Source organism: Curtobacterium sp. Arg-1, from assembly GCF_025643395.1.
In the GTDB taxonomy this organism is placed as follows: Bacteria; Actinomycetota; Actinomycetes; order Actinomycetales; family Microbacteriaceae; genus Curtobacterium; species Curtobacterium poinsettiae.
Map to the genome: position 1 here is coordinate 1,950,279 of NZ_CP095731.1, position 19,485 is coordinate 1,969,763.

The following is a 19,485-nucleotide window of genomic DNA, read 5'->3' on the forward strand; positions in this document are numbered from 1 at the left end:
GCGCGGTCGTCGAAGCCATGTGGTCGATCTTACGGGGTCGGGACCGACAGTCCGCCGGGGGTCGGCGTGGGCGGGTCGAGCGGGTGAGGCGGGCACGCGGGAGCGCGGGCGAGCGCGACAGGGCGTACCTGGCGAGATCGGGCGCACCTGGTCGGAACAACGCACCAGGTACGCCCGGAACGACCAGGCACCCGCGGCCCACCGAGCGGGAACGGGCACACCTGGCGAGATCGGGCGAGAAGCGACCGACGGAGACCCCGGGGCGGACGTCAGCCGGCGGCGAGGGCCGCGGCGGCGAAGTCGCGCACGGCGTCACGGGCAGCGGGCGGGTCGAGCACCACCGCGCGGCCGGGCAACCCCGCGACGAGCCGGACCACCCCGTCGAACCCGTGCGACGCCGCGAGCCGGATGCGCACACGCCCGTCGGTGTCGGGCGCGTCGGCGGTGTCGGCCAGGAAGTCGGCGACCAACGGCAGCGACGTGGAGTCGAGTTCCACGGTGACGATGACGTCGTCGGCGGCCTGCTGGAACAGCGTGTCCGGGATGACGACCTGGTCGATCGTCTTCTCGGCGGGACGGTCGTCGACCCGGGCCCCGGACATCCGGTCGAGCCGGAACGTCCGGAGCGCCTGTCGATCCAGGTCCCACGCGCGCAGGTACCAGTCGGTGTCGATCGACTCGACGCGGAGCGGGTCGACCCGTCGGGTGCTGCCCTGCGTGCGCGGTCCGGCGTACTCGAAGACCAGGCCGCGGCCGTCCGACATGGCCCGGCGGATGGTGGCGAGGGCGACGTCGTGCAGGTCCTGCCCGACGGCGACGGTCGACGCCGCTCCCCCGGCACCGCGGGACAGCTTGGCCATGAGCGCGCGGATGGCGTCGCGGTCTGCGGCCTCGGGCAGCGCGGACAGGTACTGCAGGCCGGCGATGAGTGCCGAGGCCTCGCGAGCGGACAGGCGGGGCGAGTCGTCGATCGCCACCAGGTTGGTCAGGACGATCATGTCGTTCTGGTCGAAGTCGTCCCACGCGATGTCGAACAGGTCACCGTGCTGGTACTGCATCGTCTCGCCCGGGACCCCCGACACCGCGATGAGTTCGACGGCGCGGCGGATGCGGGCCTCGGGCACCCCGAAGTGCCGAGCGGCCTCGGCCACCGAGACACGCTCGCGGTCGATGAGGTACGGCACCAGGGCGAGCAGGAAGGCGAGCTTGTCCTGCGCCTGCAGGGGTTGGGCGTCAGCCACGAACGGGGTCCTCTCCGGGGGCTGCGGCACCGTCGTCGTCGGTGTGGTCGCGCACGAGCGCGCGGAGGCGCTCTTCGACCCGTGCCCGCAGGTCGGCCGGCTCGAGCACCCGGACCTCTGGACCGAATGCTGCGAGCTCCTCGGCCAGGATCTGCGGGTCGACGTGGTGCAGCACGAGCCCACCGTCGGCGTCGGTCTCGGTGTCGCGGCGACGGGTGAGTCGGCGTTCGGCGTCGGACCCGGGTGCCACGGCGATGCGTGCGGTGCGCTCGGCCCAGATCCGCTCGAGCTCGGCGAGGGTGCGCTCCCCCGCGCCGACGGGCGCGGTGTGCTGTCCGACCGCGTACTGGGTGACGGGTCCGACGATCCGGGACAGCAGGTAGTTCTTGTCGGAGTCGGTCGCGAACTCGTGGGCGGCGAGCATCCACCGACCGCCGTGCTGCACGAGGGCGAGCGGGGCGACCTCACGCCGGCGGGCGTCGTGCTGCCCGGGCGTGATGTAGTCGAAGCGGACGGCTGCGCCGCGGTCGAGCGCGGAGCGGAGCGGTTCGAACGAGGCGTCCCGGGCGCGGAGCCGCGGGGCGTAGGCGTCGACCCCGAGCTGCAGGGCACCGTCGTCGTCCTCGGCACCCGCCGAGCGCACCTTCAGCAGGCCGCGGCGGGAGTCGGCGGACAGTGCGCCCTCGCGCCACGCCATCGCGGCCAACGACAGCAGCGCGGATTCGTCCGGGGTGAACCGGACGTCGACGGGCAGGTCGTACTCGCCCTTCGGGATCCGGTAGCGGAGCGTCTGGTTGTTGCCCGCGGCACCCGGCGTCTCGATGGTCTCGAGCGGGATGCCGAGCTCGCGGACGTCGTCCTTGTCGCGTTCGAACTGACGCTCGAGCGAGGCGTTGTCGCCACCGGTCGAGAACCGCTGCCGGTACCCCTGCACGTTGGCCAGGATCTCGGCCTTGGTCAGCCCGGACTCCGTCGAGAGCAGCGCGAGCACGAGGCTGAACAGCCGCTCCTCGGCGGGCACACGGGGCACACGGGTCGCTGGCACGAGCCGATCCTACGGCAGCGCGGGTGCACCGGAGTGCACCCGCGCCGCGGTCCGTGGACGGTCGGAGGAGGTCAGTTCGAGATCGCTCCGAGGACGTCGATCACGTAGGCGTTCGCGGTCCCCTGTTGGTTGACGATCGCCAGGACCTGGTCACCGACGCGGTGCCCGACGATCGCGTTCCGGACGCCCTCGTCGACCTGGCCCTTGGTGAGCGGGACCGCCTGCGCGCCGGAACCGTCGGTCCAGCTGGAGCCGACGACGGACGGGTCGGCACCCCAGGTGACGGCGGTGTACTTGATGACCGCGGTGTCCTTCGCGGTGAGCTCGCGGCCGTCGCCCTTGCGGAGCAGGTGCGTCTCGTTCGACTTCGGGGCGCTCCACGACGGGATCGTGATGCCGGGGGCACCGGACGGTGCGAGCACGACGGCGGGCATCTTGTCGCCGGCGAGCTGCGGGGTGCCGGTGGCTCGGGCGTCGAACGCCCGCTTGACGTCGATGACGGCGATCACGGCGTCCTCGGTCTTCTTGGACGAGTCGGTACCAGCGGCGCCGCCGGTGCTGCTCAGGGCGCTCTTCGGCAGGGCCACCGCCAGGCGGTCGCCGACGTGGGCGCACTGCAGCGAGTCGCCGAGGGCCCCGTAGTTGCTCGCGCCCGCGGTGATCGGCGCGGTCTGGCCCGAGTAGCCGCTCGTCTGGGCGACCTGGCCGGTGGAACCGTCGACCAGGGTGTACTCGACCAGGACGGGGGTGCCGTCGTCGATGGTGCGACCGGTGCCCTGCTTCAGCACGGACACCTGGGTGCCCTTGGTGGTGAGGCCCTTCGGCACGGTGACCTTCGGCTCCGAGCCGAACTTGCCGGTGGCGGTCACCGCTTCGGAAGCGGCACCGGGAGCGGCACAGCTCGCGGGCGTGGTGCCGGCACCGTTCGAGGCGCAGGCGGTGAGGGACACCGCGAGACCGATGGTGACCAGGAGTGCGGGGATGGTGCGCACGGACCCTCTTTCCGTTCGATGCAGGACGGGCACGCCGTCAGCCTACCGTTCGTCCTCGGCGGCCCCGGACGGAGCCCCAGCGGCATCCGACGGAACCCCGTCGGCCCCCGACGGAGCCACGGCGGCATCCGACGGAACCACCGCCGACGATGCCTCGGCCGCCGCGACCTTGCGCGCCTGCGCCGCCGACTGCCGGGCCACCTTGCGGAGCTTCTTGTCGCTCGTCGCCCGCTCGCCCACGGCTCCCGGGGTCCACGCCTCGATGTCCTCGTCCGAGAACTCGGCCTTGCCCGCTCGGCGCTTCAGGTTCGGCAGGACCGTGCCGTCGGCCAGGCGTCGTGCCGTGATCAGGAACCCGGTGTGCCCGACCATGCGGTGGTCCGGGCGGACGGCGAGCCCCTCGACGTGCCAGGTGCGCACCAGGGTCTCGCTCGGCATCGGGTCGGTGAAGCGTCCGGTGTCGCGCAGCGCCTCGGCCGTGCGGGACAGCTGCGTGACGGTCGCGACGTAGCAGACGATGAGTCCGCCGGGCACGAGGGCGTCGGCTGCGGCGTCCACGCACTCCCACGGCGCGAGCATGTCGAGCACGACGCGGTCGACGCTCTGCGGCTCGGTCGCGTCGGGCAGCGACTCGACCAGGTCACCGACGGTGACGGACCAGTTGTCCGGGACAGCACCCAGGAAGGTGCCGACGTTGCCCCTGGCGATCGCGGCGAACTCCTCGCGGCGCTCGAACGACTGCAGCTGCCCGGTCGGGCCGATCGCGCGGAGCAGGAACAGCGACAGCGCCCCCGAGCCGACACCGGCCTCGACCACGCGGGCCCCGGGGAAGACGTCCGCGAAGGCCACGATCTGCGCGGCGTCCTTCGGGTAGACGATCGCCGCACCACGCGGCATCGACATCACGTAGTCGTTGAGCAGCGGACGGAGCGCGAGGTACTCGTCGCCGGTGCTCGCCCGGATGACCGAGCCGTCGGGCTGGCCGATGACGTCGTCGTGCCGGAGCACCCCGCGGTGCGTGTGGTACTCACCGGCGGTCTCGAGGGACAGCGTCGTGAGCTTGCCCTTCGGACCGGTCAGCTGCACGCGGTCGCCGGCCCGGAACGGGCCGCGCGGCGGCGTGTGTGGTGCCCCGCCCGCGGTGTGCGGGAGGGCTGCGGTCGGGTCCGCGGTCGGACTGGAGGCGCTGCTCGCGTCCGCTAAGTCGCGTGCGTCGTCGGTGTGGCTCATCGGGTGACCCCTTCGGTGTCCGCAGCGTGCGCCGGGTCCGGCACCGCGCCTCCAGCCCGTGCGGCCAGTGCCGGCGTCGTCAACTCGACCAGCCGGTCGACGTCGACGCCCGCCAGGGTGGTCAGGTGCACGTCGCCGCCGGCGATCTCGGACAGCGGGACGATGTGCTCGACGGCGACCGTGACGGCGCCGGAGGCGACGGCCGACGCGACTCCGGTGGCGGAGTCCTCGATCGCGACGCACGCGGTGGGCTCGACGCCGAGCTGCGCGGCGGCGGACAGGTAGGCGTCCGGGAACGGCTTCGGGCGGTCGACGTCGTCACCGGCCACGACGACGCGGAAGCCGCGCTCGCCCAGGGCCTCGGCGGCGACGAGCGCCATCTTGCGCCGGGACATCGTCACCAGCGCGGTGGGGATGCCGCGGGCGTGCAGCTCCTCGATGAGCTCACGGGCACCCGGACGCCACGGCAGCTCGCCGTCGCGCAGGTGCTCCATCACGTAGTCGGTCATCCACTGGATGATCTCCTCGACCTCCATGTCGACGCCCTTGGCGCGCAGGAGCTCGCCGGAGCGCTCGAGGCCGCTGCCCACCAGGGACAGGCCGTCCGCTTCCGTCCACTCGGCGCCGTACCGGGTCGTCAGGTCCACCTGGGACCGCTGCCAGATCGGCTCGGTGTCGATGATCGTGCCGTCCATGTCCCACAGCACGGCTGCGGGCGGGACGAGGGCAGGAGGATGCGCGGTCACGGGCGACGAGTCTACCGGGGCCGTTCCGCTGGGCGCGGACGCGCACGTCCGCCGGCACCCCCTGGGCCTACAGTGGATGCCTGAATCGTGTCCGGCCGGGGGCATCGCTCCCGCCCCGCTCCGCTCCACCACCAGGAGGTCCGCTCCGTGCCACAGCACTCCCCCTTCAGCGACGGCCGCTTGCTCGTCGTCGCCTTCGAGGGCTGGAACGACGCCGGCGAGGCCGCGAGCGGTCTGGCGCGTCGCATCGTCGAGTCGCTCGGCCTCGACGAACTCCGCGAGCTCGACGGCGAGCGGTACGTCGACTACCAGTTCAACCGGCCCACCGTCGGCACCGACGACGACGGCAACCGCGGCGTGCAGTGGCCCCGGATCGTGCTGCACGGCCCCGGAGCCGAAGGGCGTCCGGTCATCGGCGCCACCGGCTCCCCCACCGACCGCGACGTGTTCGTGCTGGTCGGCCCCGAGCCCTCGCGCACCTGGCGTGGCTTCTGCTCGGAGATCATCGACCTGGCGGACGTCTACTCGATCGACGCCGTCGTCTTCGTCGGCGCCATGCTCGCCGACGTCCCGCACACCCGACCGATCTCGGTGTTCGTGTCGAGTGAGAACGCCGGCGTCCGCGCTGCCTTCGACGTCGACAAGTCCTCGTACGAGGGGCCGACCGGCATCCTCGGTGTCCTCGCCGACTCGATGGACAAGGCGGGGCTGACCACGCTCTCGCTCTGGGCGTCCGTGCCGCACTACGTGCACAACTCCCCCTCGCCGAAGGCCACGCTCTCGCTGCTCGACAAGATCGAGGAGCTCACGGACGTCACGGTGCCCCGCGGGTCGCTGCTCGACGACGCCACCGAGTGGGAGGAGGGCATCGACGCCCTCGCCGCCGACGACGAGGACATGGCGTCGTACATCGGGCAGCTCGAGCAGGCACGCGACACCGTCGACTCCCCCGAGGCCTCCGGCGACGCCATCGCGCAGGAGTTCGAGCAGTACCTCCGTCGCCGGGAGCGCAAGGACGGCAAGGACGGCGGCACCGCCGGTGGCGAGGGGCCCTGGCGACCCCAGCAGTAGCCGTCACCCACTGACGGACAGGAGGCACGGTGCCGGCTGGCACCGTGCCTCCTGTCCGTCGTGGGGTGTGCGGTCACGACACGCCGCTCGCGTCCGCCGGGTGGTCGCGAACTGTCGGCTGCGGCCCGCCTGGGGGACGGTTCCTGACCCCTCGGCGGCGCGCACGCGACGCGTCGCGACCACTCCGCGGACGGGAGGCACGGGGCTGACCCGCCACGAGCCTCCCGTCCGGCGGCCGCGAACGGTCACGACACACCACTCACCTCCGGCGACTGGTCGCGAACTGTCGGCTGCGGCCCGCCTCGGCGACGGTTCCTGACCCCTCGGCGGCACGCACGCGACAGGTCGCGACCGAGCTCAGGCCAGGCGGATGCCGAGCAGCGCGTCGATCAGGTCGACGAGCTCGGGAGTGCACGCCGTGCCGCCCGCGATCGCCGTGTCCACCGCTGCGACCGCCCCCGGCGTGTCGAGGTCGTCCGACACCCGCGCACGGATGCGCGTGGCGACGTCGGCCGCGTCGTCGGCGTGCCCGGCCGATGCTCCGGAGGCCCAGGCGTCCCAGCCCGCGAGTCGCGTCTCGGCACTCGTCAGCTCGGTGGCGAACCACTCCCAGTCGTCGGAGTAGCTTGTGCGACAGCAGCGCCAGCCGGATCGCCCGGGGGTCGGCGCCGTCGTCGAGCAGGCCACGCACGGTGACCAGGTTGCCGAGCGACTTCGAGATCTTCGTGCCCTGGTAGGCGATCATCCCGGTGTGTACGAACGCGTTCGCGAGGGGCTGGTGGGCGAGGGCCGCAGCGTGCCCGGCACTCATCTCGTGGTGCGGGAACACGAGGTCGCTCCCGCCGCCCTGCACGCTGATCGGCAGCCCGAGGCGGTCACCGGCGATGACACTGCACTCGATGTGCCAGCCGGGGCGTCCGGTGCCGATCTCGGTGTCCCAGGCCGGCTCGCCGTCCCGCGCGGCGCGCCACAGCAACGGGTCGAGCGGGTCGCGCTTGCCCGGACGGTCGGGGTCACCGCCGCGTTCGGCGGCGAGGGTCAGCATGGTCTCGCGGTCGAGGCCGCTCTCGTCGCCGAGGGTCCACGCGTCGGTGGGCCGGCTGACGTCGAAGTACAGGTCGTCGCCCTCGGCGTCGTCGGTCGGGACCTCGTACGCGTAGCCGGTCTCCTGCAGGAACGACACGGCCTCGGCGACCCGCTCGACCTCGTCGGTCACGGCCACGAAGTCGTCCGGCGGCAGGATCCGCAGCGACTCCATGTCGCGACGGAACAGGTCGACCTGGGACGCAGCGAGCTCGCGCCAGTCGACACCGTCGCGAGCGGCGCGCTCGAGCAGCGGGTCGTCGACGTCGGTGACGTTCTGCGCGTACTCGACGTCGAGCCCGGCGTCGCGCCAAGCGCGGCCGAGGGTGTCGAACGCCAGGTACGTCGCCGCGTGACCGAGGTGCGTGGCGTCGTACGGTGTGATGCCGCAGACGTACAGCGCGGCACGGTCCTCGTCGCGGGCGGGGTCCACCGGCCCGCCCGTGGCGGTATCGTGGACGACCGGTCTGGGCGCGGCGCCGGGGACGTCGGGGACGGATGGGGCCTGCCAGGCCCTCACGGCTGGATCACTCCGAGCGACAACAACACGATGAGCACGATACCGAGTGCGATCCGGTAAACGACGAAGGGCATGAAGCTGCGCTTGCTGATGTAGTTCATGAACGCTGCGATCACGACGAACCCGACCACGAACGCGACGACCGTGGCGATGAGCGTGTCGGCGAGTCCGAACGGCGATCCGTGGTCACCGAGGCTCGTCGCGGCCTCGTAGAACCCGGACAGGAACACCGCCGGGATCGCCAACAGGAACGCGAAGCGCGCGGCCGCCGGACGGGTGTAGCCGAGGGCGAGGCCCATCGACACCGTCGCACCGGAACGGGACACCCCGGGCACCAGGGCGAGCATCTGCGCCAGGCCGATGAGCAGACCGCCGCGGAACGTCATCTGCTCGATCCGGCGCTCCTTGCGGCCGACCCGGTCGAGCACCCCGAGGACGACACCGAACACGATGAGGACGATCGCGACGATCCAGAGCGACCGGAACGTCGTCTCGATGGAGTCCTTGAGCAGGAGCCCGGCGACCCCGATCGGGATCGTTCCGAGGATCACCAGCCAGCCGACGCGGACGTCGGGGTCGCCCTTCGGCACGTCACGCTTGACCACCGACCGGAACCACCGCCCGATGATCCGGGTGATGTCCTTCCAGAAGTAGATGAGCACCGCGGTCTCGGTGCCGAGCTGCGTCACGGCGGTGAAGGCCGCACCCGGGTCCTTCGCGTCGGGCAGGAACAGCCCGACGATGCGCAGGTGCGCGCTGGAGGACACGGGCAGGAACTCGGTGAGCCCCTGGACGAAGCCGAGGAAGATCGCCTCGAGGATGTGCATCGCACGGGCCTTTCGGGGGAGGTCGGTCAGGGCACCGCCACGACGGCGACCACGAACAATATCAGTACGTCGCGAGCAGGTCGCCCAGCACCCGCCGGCCGAACGCGAGCGAGTCGAGCGGCACCCGCTCGTCGACCCCGTGGAACATCGCCGGGAAGTCCACACCGGCGGGCAGCTGCAACGGCACGAACCCGTACCCGGCGATGCCGAGCGTCGAGAGCGCCTTGTTGTCGGTGCCGCCGGACAGCAGGTACGGCAGGACCGGGGCTCCCGGGTCGTGCCGCCCCAGGACATCGCGGACCGCGTCGACCAGGGGGCCGCCGAAGTCCTGCTCGAGGCCGATGTCGCGGAACGACATGACCACCTCGACCTCGGGTCCGGCGAGCTCCCGCACCCGTTCCAGCACGGACTCCTCATCGCCCGGCAGGCAACGGATGTCGACCAGCGCCTCGGCGGTGTCGGGGATGACGTTGTGCTTGTAGCCCGCGGTCAGCACGGTCGGGTTCGACGTGGTGTGCAGCGCGGCGTGGATGAACCGCGACGCCGACCCGGTGGCCAGCGCGACCTCGTCCGGACCGGTCACCGTCGGGTCGACGCCGAGGAACCGCGCCACCTCGGCGACCATCGCGTCCGTCGTCGCCGAGAGCCGGACCGGCCACTCCTCGCTGCCGATCCGCGCGACCGCCGCCGCGAGCTTCGTGACGGCGTTGTCGCGGATCACGTGCGAGCCGTGCGCCGCAGTGCCCCGCGCGACGAGCTTCACCCACATCAGCGCCTTCTCACCGGTCTGCAGCAGGTAGGCGCGACGGTCACCGAGCGTGATCGAGTACCCGCCGACCTCGCTGATCGCCGCCGACGCTCCCGCGAAGACCTCCGGATGCTGGTCGACCACGTGGTGCGAACCCAGGACTCCCCCGGCCTCTTCGTCGGCGAAGTACGCGATGACCAGGTCACGCTCGGGCGCACCGTGCTGCTCGATGACGTCGGCCAGCGACGTCAGCATCATCGCGTCCATGTTCTTCATGTCCACGGCACCGCGGCCCCACAGCGAACCGTCCTTGACGACGCCGCCGAACGGATCGACCGACCAGTTCGCCGGATCCGCCGGCACCACGTCGAGGTGCCCGTGCACCACGAGCGCCGGCTTGTCACGGTTCCGCCCGGGGACACGCGCAACCACGCTCACCCGGTCCGGCTCCGACTCGAACAACTGCGGCTCGAGACCCAGCGCTCGGAGCTTGTCCTCGACGTAGTGGGCCGCCTCGGCCTCGCCGCGCGACTTCCCCTCGCCCCAGTTCGTCGTGTCGATGCGGATGAGGTCGCGGGCGATCGCCGCGGTCGCCTCGAGCTCGGACACGGACTGGTGCTCGGACGGCTCCGGGTTCGTCATGGCTCCACGGTATCGGTCGACACCGACCCCGACCCCGGGACGGCACACCGAGGACTCGCCCGGGATGCGCTCCCGTGTTCATCGCGCGTTCAGACCCGTGCTAGTGTCTTCTCTCGGCAGGAACGCCGGGTTCAACCCGGGAAACAGACACCAGACACCCTGTCCGGGTGGCGGAATTGGTAGACGCGCTAGCTTGAGGTGCTAGTGCCCGTATTAGGGCGTAGGGGTTCAAGTCCCCTCTCGGACACAGGAAATGCATGCCCCCTGACCTTTCGGTCGGGGGGCATTTTCTGTTGTGTCTTCCCGGCGAGTGCCGCCATCGCTGCGCTCAGGGCGTCCTCCGCGCACACCTCCCCAACCCGTGCGAGGTTCCGCGCTCCGTGCGGCGCTGCAAGCGCGCACCGAACACGCAACACCGCACCAGATCGTGAACACAGCACGGTGCGAACGCAGCACGTACGCACGGGAGGCGCGGTGCCAGCTGGCACCGCGCCTCCCGTGCGTCCGTGGGTGCGTCTAGCTCTTCGACGCCTCGACGAAGTTGCGTCGCGGGTCGGTCTCCTTGATCAGGGAGGTCGCGTCGCGACCGGACACGGCGCCCGTGATCCAGCCGATGATGATGCGCGCCTTCCGGTTCAGGGTCGGCATCGCGTACACGTGGTAGGCGCGGTGCGCGAGCCACGCGAACAGGTTGGTCATCTTGATGCCCTTGATGTTCGCGGCACCCTTGCCCACACCGTACGACGCGACGGTGCCGATGGAGGGGTGGCGGTACTCCTCGAGCGGCTTGCCGGTGATGGTCGCGACGATGTTGTCGGCGGCGACCACGGCCTGACGGACGGCGTTCTGCGCGTTCGGCGGGTAGAACGCCGGCTGCTTGTCGGCGGTCAGGTCGGGCACCTGCGCGACGTCGCCCAGGCCCCAGACGCCCTCGACGACCTGGTGGGTGTCCTCGGCCTCGACCTGGAGCTTCGCGTTCGCGGCGAGGTGGCCCTTCGGCCCGCGCGGCAGGTCGGAGGCGTCGAGGAGCGGGTTCGGCTTGACGCCTGCGGTCCAGACGAGCAGTCCGGTGGCGAACTCGTCGCCGTCGGAGAACTTGACGACACCACCCTCGGCGCTCGGCATGGTGGTCTTCAGGCGGACGTCGATGCCGCGGGCACGGAGCGACTCGAGCGTCCACTTGGACAGCTCCGGGCCGACCTCGGGCGCGACGCGGTCGAGCGCGTCGATGAGCACCCAGCGGGGCTGCTCGCCGGCGAGCGACGGGTAGGTCTTGATGGCGGCCTGCGACACGTCGAACAGCTCACCGATCGCCTCGACGCCGGTGTAGCCACCGCCGACGAACACGCTGGTCAGCAGACGACGGCGCTCGTCCTCGTCACGCGTGGCAGCAGCCTTCGCGATGTTGTCGAGGAGCTTGGCGCGCACGTAGGCGGCCTCTTCCACGCTCTTGAAGCCGACGCCGTACTCCTCGAGTCCGGGGGTCGGGAACGTGCGGGTGACGGAGCCGAGGGCGACGACGAGCTGGTCGTAGCCGAGGGTGCGGTCGTCGCCGCCGGCGGTCGCGATCGACACGGTCTTGTCGGCCGAGGAGATCGCGGTGACCTTGCCCTGGATCACGCGGGTCTTGCGCAGCGCACGGCGCAGCTCGACGGTGACGTCCTTCGGCGCGATGTGGCCACCGGCGACCTCGGGCAGGAACGGCAGGTACGTGTAGTAGGTGTTCTGGTCCACCAGCGTGATCCGCATGGGCACCGTGGCCGCGTGCTTCTGGAGCTGCTTGACCGTGGCGTAGCCAGCGGAGCCGCCGCCGAGGACGAGGACGTGAGGGATCGAGTCTGCCATTCCTCCGGTCTACCGGACTTTGGCTTGGCGCGTCATGAGTTCCGCGGCCTGTCGCGGAGCCGCCACCACGCGGTCTCGGCGAGTTCGGGGCCCGTGAACACTCCGTGCGGGGTGCGGCGGGACTCGGTGAGCGAGAAGCGGCGCAGCCGGTAGCCGCCGCCGAAGCGGTCGATGATCGCCTCGGGCGACGCCTCGGGGTCGCGTTTGACGTACCAGGTGCGATCGTCGACCGGCTCGATCACGCCGCCGTCACCGACGTCCGCCGATGCGGGAGCGCAGGATGTCGATGCGCTTCTGGATCTGCTCGATGCTCGCCTGTGCCACGGCCGGGCCACCGCTGATGCGCCGGAGTTCGGCGTGGATCGATCCGTGCGGCTCGTTCGAGTGACGGGACCAGATCGACACGAGCCGGGCGAGCTCGGTCCGCTGTTCCTTGATCGTCATGTACATCGGGCGGTCGGGCTCGGGCGCCTTGGGCAGGCCGTCCTTGGCCGTCCGGCCCTTGGACCGCTTGGCCTGGGTCGCCTGCCGGGCGCGCAGGAGGTCGCGCACCTGGTCGGGTTCGAGGAGCCCCGGGATGCCGATGAAGTCGAGCTCCTCGAGGGAACCGACCTCGCCGCCGGTACCGAACTCGCCGCCGTCGTAGAGGACGCGGTCGAAGGACGCCTGCGAGTCGAGCGCCTCGAACGGCTGGACCTCGAGCAGGCTCTCGGACGCACGGTCTTCCTTGTTGGCCTCGGCGACCATGGCGTCTTCGGGGTTGTACATCCCGTCGTCGGCGTCCTTCGGGCGGTCGAGGGCGTGGTCGCGCTCGAGCTCGAGGGTGGCGGCGAGGGCCATCAGGCCGGGGACGCTCGGCAGGAAGACACTCGCGGTCTCACCACGACGACGGGCACGGACGAAGCGGCCGATGACCTGTGCGAAGAACAGCGGCGTGCTCGCGCTCGTGGCGTAGACGCCGACGCAGAGCCGTGGGACGTCGACGCCTTCGGAGACCATGCGGACGGCGACCATCCAGCGCGAGGTGTCCTCGGCGAAGGCGCTGATGCGGCTCGACCCCGCGGCTTCGTCGGACAGCACCACGGTCGGGCGCTCCCCCGTGATCTGCTGCAGGATCCGGGCGTAGGCGCGGGCCGTGGTGGTGTCCGTGGCGATGACCAGACCGCCGGCGTCGGGCACACCACGGCGGACCTCGGTCAGGCGCTTGTCGGCGGCGGAGAGCACGGCCGGCATCCACTCGCCCTCGGGCGACAGTGCGGTGCGCCAGGCCTGGGCCGTGATGTCCTTCGTGACCTGCTCACCCAACGAGGCCGACATCTCGTCGCCCATCCGGGTCTTCCAGCGCATCTGGCCGGCGTAGGCCATGAACAGCACCGGGCGGACGACGCCGTCCTTGAGTGCGCGGCCGTAGCCGTAGTTGTAGTCGGAGATCGAGGTGCGGATGCCCTGCTCGTCGGGGGCGTACTGCACGAACGGGATCGGTGCGGTGTCGGACCGGAACGGGGTCCCCGACAGCGAGAGCCGTCGGGTGGCACCGGAGAACGCTTCCCTGATGCCGTCGCCCCACGTCAGGGCGTCGCCGCCGTGGTGGACCTCGTCGAGGACGACCAGGGTGCGCCCGCCCTCGGTGATGCGCTTGTGCACTTCGGGGTTCATGCCGACCTGGGCGTAGGTGATCGCGACGCCCTGGTAGTGCCGGCCGAACATGCCGTCGCCGTTCTTGAACATCGGGTCGATCCGGATGCCCACGCGGTCGGCGGAGTCGGCCCACTGGCGCTTCAGGTGCTCGGTCGGTGCGACGACGACGATGCGGTCGACGGTGCCGCGGGCCAGGAGCTCGGTCGCCAGTCGGAGCGCGAAGGTGGTCTTGCCGGCACCCGGGGTCGCTGCCGTCAGGAAGTCGCGGGGTTCCTTCTCGAAGTAGCTTCGTGAGCGCTTCGATCTGCCAGGCACGGAGCTTCGATGCCGTGCCCCACGCGGCCCGGTCCGGGAACGCCGGCGACAGGTGCTGGACCGCCGAGTTGCCGGCCGCTTCGGCCAGGGCCGCGGCGTCGGCTTCGTCACGGGCGGCGTCACCGTCGGCCTGCGCCGTGTCGAGCGTCGGCGATGTGCCGCCGGCGCCGGACTGGTCGTCACCCGACTCCGCCCACAGCGTGGCGGGCTGCTGGTCTTCGTACTCCGCTGCGCTCACTGAACCCGATTCTACCGCCACCGTCAGTCCTGCCGAGCGTGCGGGACGCCCCCGTCAGGGGTCCGACGGACCAGGGATGCCGGTCGCAGGACGCCGGCGCCGAAGCGAGCGGCGACCGCGTCCACGGTGGTCTCGGTGTCACGCCACGGCGCGTCGTCGTCCCACAGGGCGTTGCTGGCAGCCGTGGGCACGAGGTTCTCGCCGCGCACGCCGATCAGCCGGATCTGGTTGCCGGGTCGGTGCAGCACGTCGTACAGCTCGACGGCTTCGCGGTGCAGGCGCTTCGCGACGTCGGTCGGTTCCGCCAGGGTGCGCGACCGGGTCAGCGTGGTGAAGTCGGTGTAGCGGACCTTGAGCGCCACCGTCCGGGCCTGCACGTCGGCCTGACGCAGGCGGACCGCGACCTTGTCGGCCAGGCGGAGGAGTTCGCGAGCGACGTCGTCGCGCTCGGTCAGGTCGCGGCCGAAGGTGACCTCGTGCCCGATCGACTTCTCGCCGACGCCGGTGTCGACCACGCGCGGGTCGCGACCCCAGGACAGGTCGTGCAGCCGCTGCCCGCCAGCCGGGCCGAGTGCCGAGACGAGCGAGCCGAGCGGGGTGTTCGCCAGGTCGCCGACGGTGCGGATGCCCCGGCGTTCGAGCGTCTCCTGCGTCTTGCCGCCCACGCCCCAGAGCGCGGAGACCGGCTGCGGGTGCAGGAACGCCACGGTGTCCGCTCCGGGCACGACGAGGAGGCCGTCCGGCTTCGACCGGCTGGAGGCGAGCTTCGCCACGAACTTGGTCGATGCCGCACCGACCGAGCAGTGCAGCCCGGTCTCGGCGAAGACCGTGCGGCGGATCGCCTGGCCGATCTGCCACGGCGTGCCGTGGAGCCGGAGCGCGCCGGCGACGTCGAGGAACGCCTCGTCGATGCCGAGCCGCTCGACCCGCGGGGTGAACCGGTCGAAGATCGCCATCACGGATGCGGACTTCGCCCGGTACTTCTCGAAGTGCGGTTCGACGATCACGGCGTTCGGGCAGCGGCGTTTGGCGACGGCCATCGGCATGGCGGAGTTCACGCCGTACCGACGGGCTTCGTAGGTGGCCGCCGTGACGACGGAGCGGTCGGAGTCGTGGCCCACGATGACCGGCAGGCCCTGCAGGTCGGGGCGGTCGAGCAGTTCGACGGAGGCGAAGAAGGCGTCCATGTCGACGTGCAGCACGGTCGCCGAGACGTCGTCCACCGGTGCGTCGGAGACGAGGCGGTTCCGTCCGTCCTGCTTGCTCACACCGAGATGATGCCAGGCGCCACCGACATCGCCGTGCCGGGCGTGCCGACGGCCGCACGGTGCGAGGTTCGTCCCGTCGTGCGCGGTTGTTCGCCCGTCATCGCACCGTGCGCCCTTCGCAACTCGGTGCCGGGTTGGTTGCACGGTGCGACGCCACAAGGCAGCACCGAGCGGCCAACCTCGCACCTGCCGACGGACCCCGCACGGTGCGCCGCCACGCCATCGCCCGCGGCACCGCGCGCCCTTCGCAACTCGGTGCCGGGTTGGTTGCACGGTGCGGCGCCGCAAGGCAACACCGATCGGCCAACCTCGCACCGGCCGACGGACCCCGCACCGAGCGCCGCCACGCCAACCCCGCACCCGCCGACGGACCCCGCACGGTGCGCCGCCGCGCCAACCCCGCACCGGCCGACGGACTCGGCACCGTGCGCGGCCACGCCACCCTCGCACCGGAAGCGCCCCGGAAGCGCCCCGGAGCGCAGCGCTCAGCCGAGCGGGCCGAGCACCGACGCGGCGATCGTCCGCGCCGCGGAGTCGCGCGACGACGGGTGGTACTGCCCCGCCCGGACGTCACGCGCCAGCCGCGCCAGCTCACTCGACGCCCGGAACGCCGAGCCGCCGACGACGCGCATGGCCTCGTCCACGACGTGCTGCGCCGTGTCCACGGCCCGCGCCTTCGTGCCGACGAGCAGCGGGAACCACCGGGCTCCGAGGTCGTCGACCTCGTCGACCGACCGCGCCAACGAGTCGACCTGCAGCGTGATCGCGTCGACCGCGCCGCGCAGGTCGGCGATCGCCCGGCGCACGTCGGGGTCCTCCGACCGCCGAGTACCGTCGGCCGCGGTCCGCCCCGCCACGGCGGTCGCCGCGAGCGCGATCGCCCGCTCGGCGATCCCGACGTACACCGACGCGATGAGGAGCTCGAACGAGGCGAAGATCCCGAACACGAGCGGGTCCTGGTTCGGCCCGACCGGCAGTGACCGGACGATGCGGCCAGCCGGGACGTGCACGCCGTGCAGCTTCGTGGTGCGGCTCTGCGTCGCGCGCATCCCGAGCGTGTCCCAGTCGTCCAGGTGTTCCACGTCGCCGTCCGACCGCAGCACGAAGCCGTGCACGAGCCGGGGTTCCGCCCCCGAGGTGTCCTTGCCGAAGACGCTCATGACGTCCCACGCCGGAGCGAGGGAGGTGAACATCTTCGTGCCGGTGAACCGGTACCCGCCGTCGCCGTCCGGCTCCGCCGTGGTCGACGAGTCGAACAGCACGGCGTCGTTGCCGGGTTCGCTCACCCCGAAGGCGAGCAGGTGATCGTCCGCAGCGTGGTCGGTGACGGCCTGGAGGAACGACTCGCCTCGCGCACGGACGGCGCGCGCCGCCTGCACCCACACCTGGTGCATGCCGAGGCCGAGCGCCGTCGCCGGCGCGGCCTGGGCGAGGGCGCGCTGCACGCCGGCGGTGGCGCGCAGGCCGAGGCCCGCCCCGCCCTGCTCGACGGGGACACCGATCCGCAGGTAGCCGGCGGCGCGGAGCTCGTCGAGGTCCTCGGTGCAGAACGCGTTCGCGGCGTCGTACCCGGGGGCGCGCCCGGTGATGCGGTCGAGCAGTTCGTCGGGCACCGACCAGCCGACGGCGTCCGTGTTGGCCTTCGTCATGCCACGAGACTAGGGTCCGGGACGTGTCAGATCGTCATCCTTGGACCAGGTACGTCGCGATCGGTGACTCGTTCACCGAGGGGATCGGGGACCCCGACCCGACCGTCCCGGGCGGCAACCGCGGCTGGGCGGACCGCGTCGCCGAGGTGCTGGCACACCAGACGGACGACTTCGCGTACGCCAACCTCGCGATCCGCGGGCGGCTGCTCCAGCAGATCATCGACGAGCAGGCCGAGGCCGCCGTCGCCCTGCACCCGGACCTCATCACGGTGTCGGCCGGCGGCAACGACATCATCCGCCCGGGCTCGGACCCGGACGAGCTCGCCGAACGGGTGGACCGGCTCGTCGCCGACCTGCGCCGCGATGGAGCCACCGTCGTGCTGTTCACCGGCCCGGACGTCGGGATGACCCCGGTGCTCGGGATGGTCCGCGGCAAGACGGCGATCTACAACGAGAACCTGCACGCCATCGCCCTGAAGCACGGTGCCCTGGTGGCCAACATGTGGGCACTCCGCGTGCTCCGGGACCCGCGGATGTGGGCTCCGGACCGGCTGCACCACTCCCCGATGGGCCACTCCACGATCGCCGCCGCGGTGCTCGACGCCCTCGGTGTGCCGCACGGGCTCGAACCGTTCAACCCGGACCCGCTCGAGGCACGGCCGTGGCGCGAGGCCCGCGCCGAGGACCTCGGGTGGGCCAGGGAGTACCTGGTGCCGTGGGTGGTCCGCCGCATCAAGCACACCTCGTCCGGCGACGGGGTGACGGCGAAGCGGCCCGAGCTGCAGATCGTCACCGAGCACCCTTCCGACACCCCGTAGCCGACGACGCCCCTTCGAGTCCGCACGCCTCCGCAGCCGCGCCCCACCACGGTCATCGCGCCCCGGCTCACCGGGGCGCGATGACGGCACGGGGGCGCGAACCGCGTCGTGCGCGCCGCGAACGGGGTTGTGCGCACCCCGTCGTCGGCACAGGTCAGTCCGCGGGGCGACGGAGCGTCATCGGACCGTCGTGCAGCGGCTCGGTCTTCCACTTCGCCCCGACCGTGCCCGCGTCGAGGTCGACGCGTAGGTGCAGCAGGTGCGGGGTCTCCAGGAAGCGGACCGCGACGAGCACGGTGCCCTCCGGCTCGGTCGCCGCACTCGCCGCGAGGGCGCCCTCGACGGCCCACCGTCCTTCGCCGAGCGGCACGGACTCCGACCGGCCGTCGTCGGTGATCGTCAGGCGGACACCGTCTGCACCGCGCGCGAACGTGGCGGCGTCGAGGATCCCGCCCGGACGCGACCGCAGCTCGACGTCGGCGAGGTGCTCCGGAAGGCGACCACCCTGCACCGGTGGCAGCCCGAGGGAGGCGAGCCGTGCCTCCAGTGCGGTGTCCGCATCCGTGTCGGTCGTGCCGTCGACGGCGGGCAGGAGGTGCTGCCAGGCCGCGTCGAGGACCGCCTGCATGTCGACGGTCTGACCGGTGATCGCGAGCACGACGTCCTGTTCCGGCAGGACGACGCAGAACTGACCGTAGGCGCCGTCGCCGCGGAAACCGTGGCGGGCCATCCAGAACTGGAAGCCGTACCCCTTCGACCAGTCCGGGTTGGCCTCGTCCGGGTTGGCGACCTGCCTGCTCGTGGCCTGTTCGACCCAGTCGGCGTCGAGGATCCGCTCGCCGTCCCAGACGCCGTCCTGCAGGTACAGCTGGCCGAGCTTCGCGACCGCGTCGGTCGTGGCGTAGCACCCGCTGAACCCGAACTCCGCGCCGGTGTCGTCGCGGCGCCACGCGAGGTCGTCGATGCTGAGCGGGTCGAGCAGGTGCGGGCGGAGCCAGGCCACGAGCGACCCGCCGGTCACGCGCCGGACGATGCTCGCGAGCGTGTACGTGCACGGCTGGTTGTACGCGAAGACCGAGCCGGGCTCCTCGTCCGGCGGGAGCAGCAGGAACCCGCGCACCGTGTTCGTCGAGTCGAGGGCCTCGGCCCGTTCGAGCGTCTCCTCGCGGTGCCCGCTGGCCATCGCGAGCAGGTGCCGCACCCGCATCCGGCGGCTGCGCTCATCGGTGACGTCGGCGTCGAGCTCCGGGAAGTACGACAGCACGGTCGCGTCGAGGTCGACCAGTCCCTGGCGCACGGCGATGCCGACGGCCGCTGCGGTGAAGCTCTTGCTCAGCGAGTAGAGCAGGTGCACGCGGTCGGCCGAGTACGGCTGCCACCACCCCTCGGCAGCGACCTGGCCGTGCCGGAGCAGCATGAAGCTGTGCGGCTCGACGCCGGGTGTCGACTCGAGGGCGTCGACGAACGCGAGGACTCCGCGGGCGTCGACGTCGAGGGCGGAGGGGGTGGTCCGGGGGAACGTCGTCATCGTCGTCACCCGACCGACTCTACGGTCGGGCACCGACGAGC

General features: G+C 71.9%; 14 protein-coding genes, 1 tRNA gene and 2 pseudogenes. 3 read left to right on the forward strand and 14 right to left on the reverse strand.

Annotated features, from left to right (window positions below; all coding sequences use genetic code 11):
• Window positions 1–269 precede the first annotated feature (269 nt).
• The 5 genes from MXD64_RS09395 to MXD64_RS09415 form a co-directional block, all read right to left on the reverse strand.
• On the reverse strand, window positions 270–1,241 hold the full coding sequence (locus MXD64_RS09395; RefSeq protein WP_017887311.1) for a helix-turn-helix transcriptional regulator: 972 nt from the start codon (window positions 1,239–1,241) through the stop codon (window positions 270–272).
• Window positions 1,234–2,286, reverse strand: coding sequence for a helix-turn-helix transcriptional regulator (locus tag MXD64_RS09400; protein ID WP_056068682.1), 1,053 nt, complete (start codon window positions 2,284–2,286; stop codon window positions 1,234–1,236). The genes MXD64_RS09395 and MXD64_RS09400 overlap by 8 nt, the downstream gene beginning before the upstream one ends.
• A 71-nt stretch (window positions 2,287–2,357) precedes the next feature.
• On the reverse strand, window positions 2,358–3,278 hold the full coding sequence (locus MXD64_RS09405; RefSeq protein ID WP_052481627.1) for an FKBP-type peptidyl-prolyl cis-trans isomerase: 921 nt from the start codon (window positions 3,276–3,278) through the stop codon (window positions 2,358–2,360).
• Window positions 3,279–3,320: 42 nt separating this feature from the next.
• Entirely contained in the window at window positions 3,321–4,508 is a 1,188-nt protein-coding gene (locus tag MXD64_RS09410; RefSeq protein WP_194590940.1) for a tRNA (adenine-N1)-methyltransferase, read from the reverse strand.
• Complete coding sequence (locus MXD64_RS09415; protein WP_159556241.1) at window positions 4,505–5,254, reverse strand: HAD family hydrolase; 750 nt, start codon at window positions 5,252–5,254, stop codon at window positions 4,505–4,507. The genes MXD64_RS09410 and MXD64_RS09415 overlap by 4 nt, the downstream gene beginning before the upstream one ends.
• A gap of 147 nt (window positions 5,255–5,401) precedes the next feature.
• On the opposite strand from MXD64_RS09415, the gene MXD64_RS09420 reads away from it, so the two are divergent.
• Entirely contained in the window at window positions 5,402–6,325 is a 924-nt protein-coding gene (locus MXD64_RS09420; protein ID WP_263136347.1) for a proteasome assembly chaperone family protein, read from the forward strand.
• A gap of 357 nt (window positions 6,326–6,682) precedes the next feature.
• Here MXD64_RS09420 and mshC read toward each other — a convergent pair.
• The 3 genes and pseudogenes from mshC to MXD64_RS09435 all read right to left on the reverse strand — a co-directional run bounded on the left by mshC (window position 6,683) and on the right by MXD64_RS09435 (window position 10,145).
• Window positions 6,683–7,928: pseudogene (gene mshC, locus MXD64_RS09425) on the reverse strand (cysteine--1-D-myo-inosityl 2-amino-2-deoxy-alpha-D-glucopyranoside ligase).
• Complete coding sequence (locus tag MXD64_RS09430; protein WP_017887304.1) at window positions 7,925–8,755, reverse strand: undecaprenyl-diphosphate phosphatase; 831 nt, start codon at window positions 8,753–8,755, stop codon at window positions 7,925–7,927. Before MXD64_RS09430 ends, mshC begins: the two are co-directional and overlap by 4 nt.
• Window positions 8,756–8,816: 61 nt before the next feature.
• Complete coding sequence (locus MXD64_RS09435) at window positions 8,817–10,145, reverse strand: M20/M25/M40 family metallo-hydrolase (protein WP_056068690.1); 1,329 nt, start codon at window positions 10,143–10,145, stop codon at window positions 8,817–8,819.
• A gap of 161 nt (window positions 10,146–10,306) precedes the next feature.
• Between MXD64_RS09435 and MXD64_RS09440 the strand changes: the two genes are divergently transcribed.
• Window positions 10,307–10,392: transfer RNA gene (locus tag MXD64_RS09440), tRNA-Leu, on the forward strand.
• A 269-nt stretch (window positions 10,393–10,661) separates the two neighbouring features.
• On the opposite strand, the gene MXD64_RS09445 is transcribed toward MXD64_RS09440, so the two are convergent.
• The 5 genes and pseudogenes from MXD64_RS09445 to MXD64_RS09465 all read right to left on the reverse strand — a co-directional run bounded on the left by MXD64_RS09445 (window position 10,662) and on the right by MXD64_RS09465 (window position 17,098).
• Window positions 10,662–11,990, reverse strand: coding sequence for an NAD(P)/FAD-dependent oxidoreductase (locus tag MXD64_RS09445; RefSeq protein WP_214519676.1), 1,329 nt, complete (start codon window positions 11,988–11,990; stop codon window positions 10,662–10,664).
• A 32-nt stretch (window positions 11,991–12,022) separates the two neighbouring features.
• Window positions 12,023–12,232 (reverse strand): hypothetical protein, encoded by a 210-nt coding sequence (locus tag MXD64_RS09450; RefSeq protein ID WP_017887301.1) that lies wholly within the window; start codon window positions 12,230–12,232, stop codon window positions 12,023–12,025.
• Between the two features lie 7 nt (window positions 12,233–12,239).
• A pseudogene (locus MXD64_RS09455) lies at window positions 12,240–14,031 on the reverse strand (DEAD/DEAH box helicase).
• 173 nt (window positions 14,032–14,204) lie between these two features.
• Window positions 14,205–15,449 (reverse strand): DNA polymerase IV, encoded by a 1,245-nt coding sequence (gene dinB / locus MXD64_RS09460; RefSeq protein WP_263136348.1) that lies wholly within the window; start codon window positions 15,447–15,449, stop codon window positions 14,205–14,207.
• Between the two features lie 485 nt (window positions 15,450–15,934).
• On the reverse strand, window positions 15,935–17,098 hold the full coding sequence (locus MXD64_RS09465; protein ID WP_263136349.1) for an acyl-CoA dehydrogenase family protein: 1,164 nt from the start codon (window positions 17,096–17,098) through the stop codon (window positions 15,935–15,937).
• Between the two features lie 23 nt (window positions 17,099–17,121).
• Here MXD64_RS09465 and MXD64_RS09470 point away from each other — a divergent pair, with 23 nt between their 5' ends.
• Window positions 17,122–17,916 carry an SGNH/GDSL hydrolase family protein gene (locus MXD64_RS09470; protein ID WP_017887296.1) on the forward strand — a complete coding sequence of 265 codons (795 nt, stop codon included), beginning with the start codon at window positions 17,122–17,124 and terminating at the stop codon, window positions 17,914–17,916.
• A gap of 154 nt (window positions 17,917–18,070) precedes the next feature.
• On the opposite strand, the gene MXD64_RS09475 is transcribed toward MXD64_RS09470, so the two are convergent.
• Complete coding sequence (locus tag MXD64_RS09475; RefSeq protein WP_263137445.1) at window positions 18,071–19,444, reverse strand: serine hydrolase domain-containing protein; 1,374 nt, start codon at window positions 19,442–19,444, stop codon at window positions 18,071–18,073.
• Window positions 19,445–19,485 lie beyond the last annotated feature (41 nt).

Bases quoted from the DNA above. Each gene is read 5' to 3' on its own strand.
- MXD64_RS09410 (WP_194590940.1), bottom strand. From the start codon at position 4,508: ATGAGCCACACCGACGACGCACGCGACTTAGCGGACGCGAGCAGCGCC.
- MXD64_RS09430 (WP_017887304.1), bottom strand. From the start codon at position 8,755: ATGCACATCCTCGAGGCGATCTTCCTCGGCTTCGTCCAGGGGCTCACC.
- MXD64_RS09435 (WP_056068690.1), bottom strand. From the start codon at position 10,145: ATGACGAACCCGGAGCCGTCCGAGCACCAGTCCGTGTCCGAGCTCGAG.
- MXD64_RS09445 (WP_214519676.1), bottom strand. From the start codon at position 11,990: ATGGCAGACTCGATCCCTCACGTCCTCGTCCTCGGCGGCGGCTCCGCT.
- MXD64_RS09465 (WP_263136349.1), bottom strand. From the start codon at position 17,098: ATGACGAAGGCCAACACGGACGCCGTCGGCTGGTCGGTGCCCGACGAA.
- MXD64_RS09475 (WP_263137445.1), bottom strand. From the start codon at position 19,444: ATGACGACGTTCCCCCGGACCACCCCCTCCGCCCTCGACGTCGACGCC.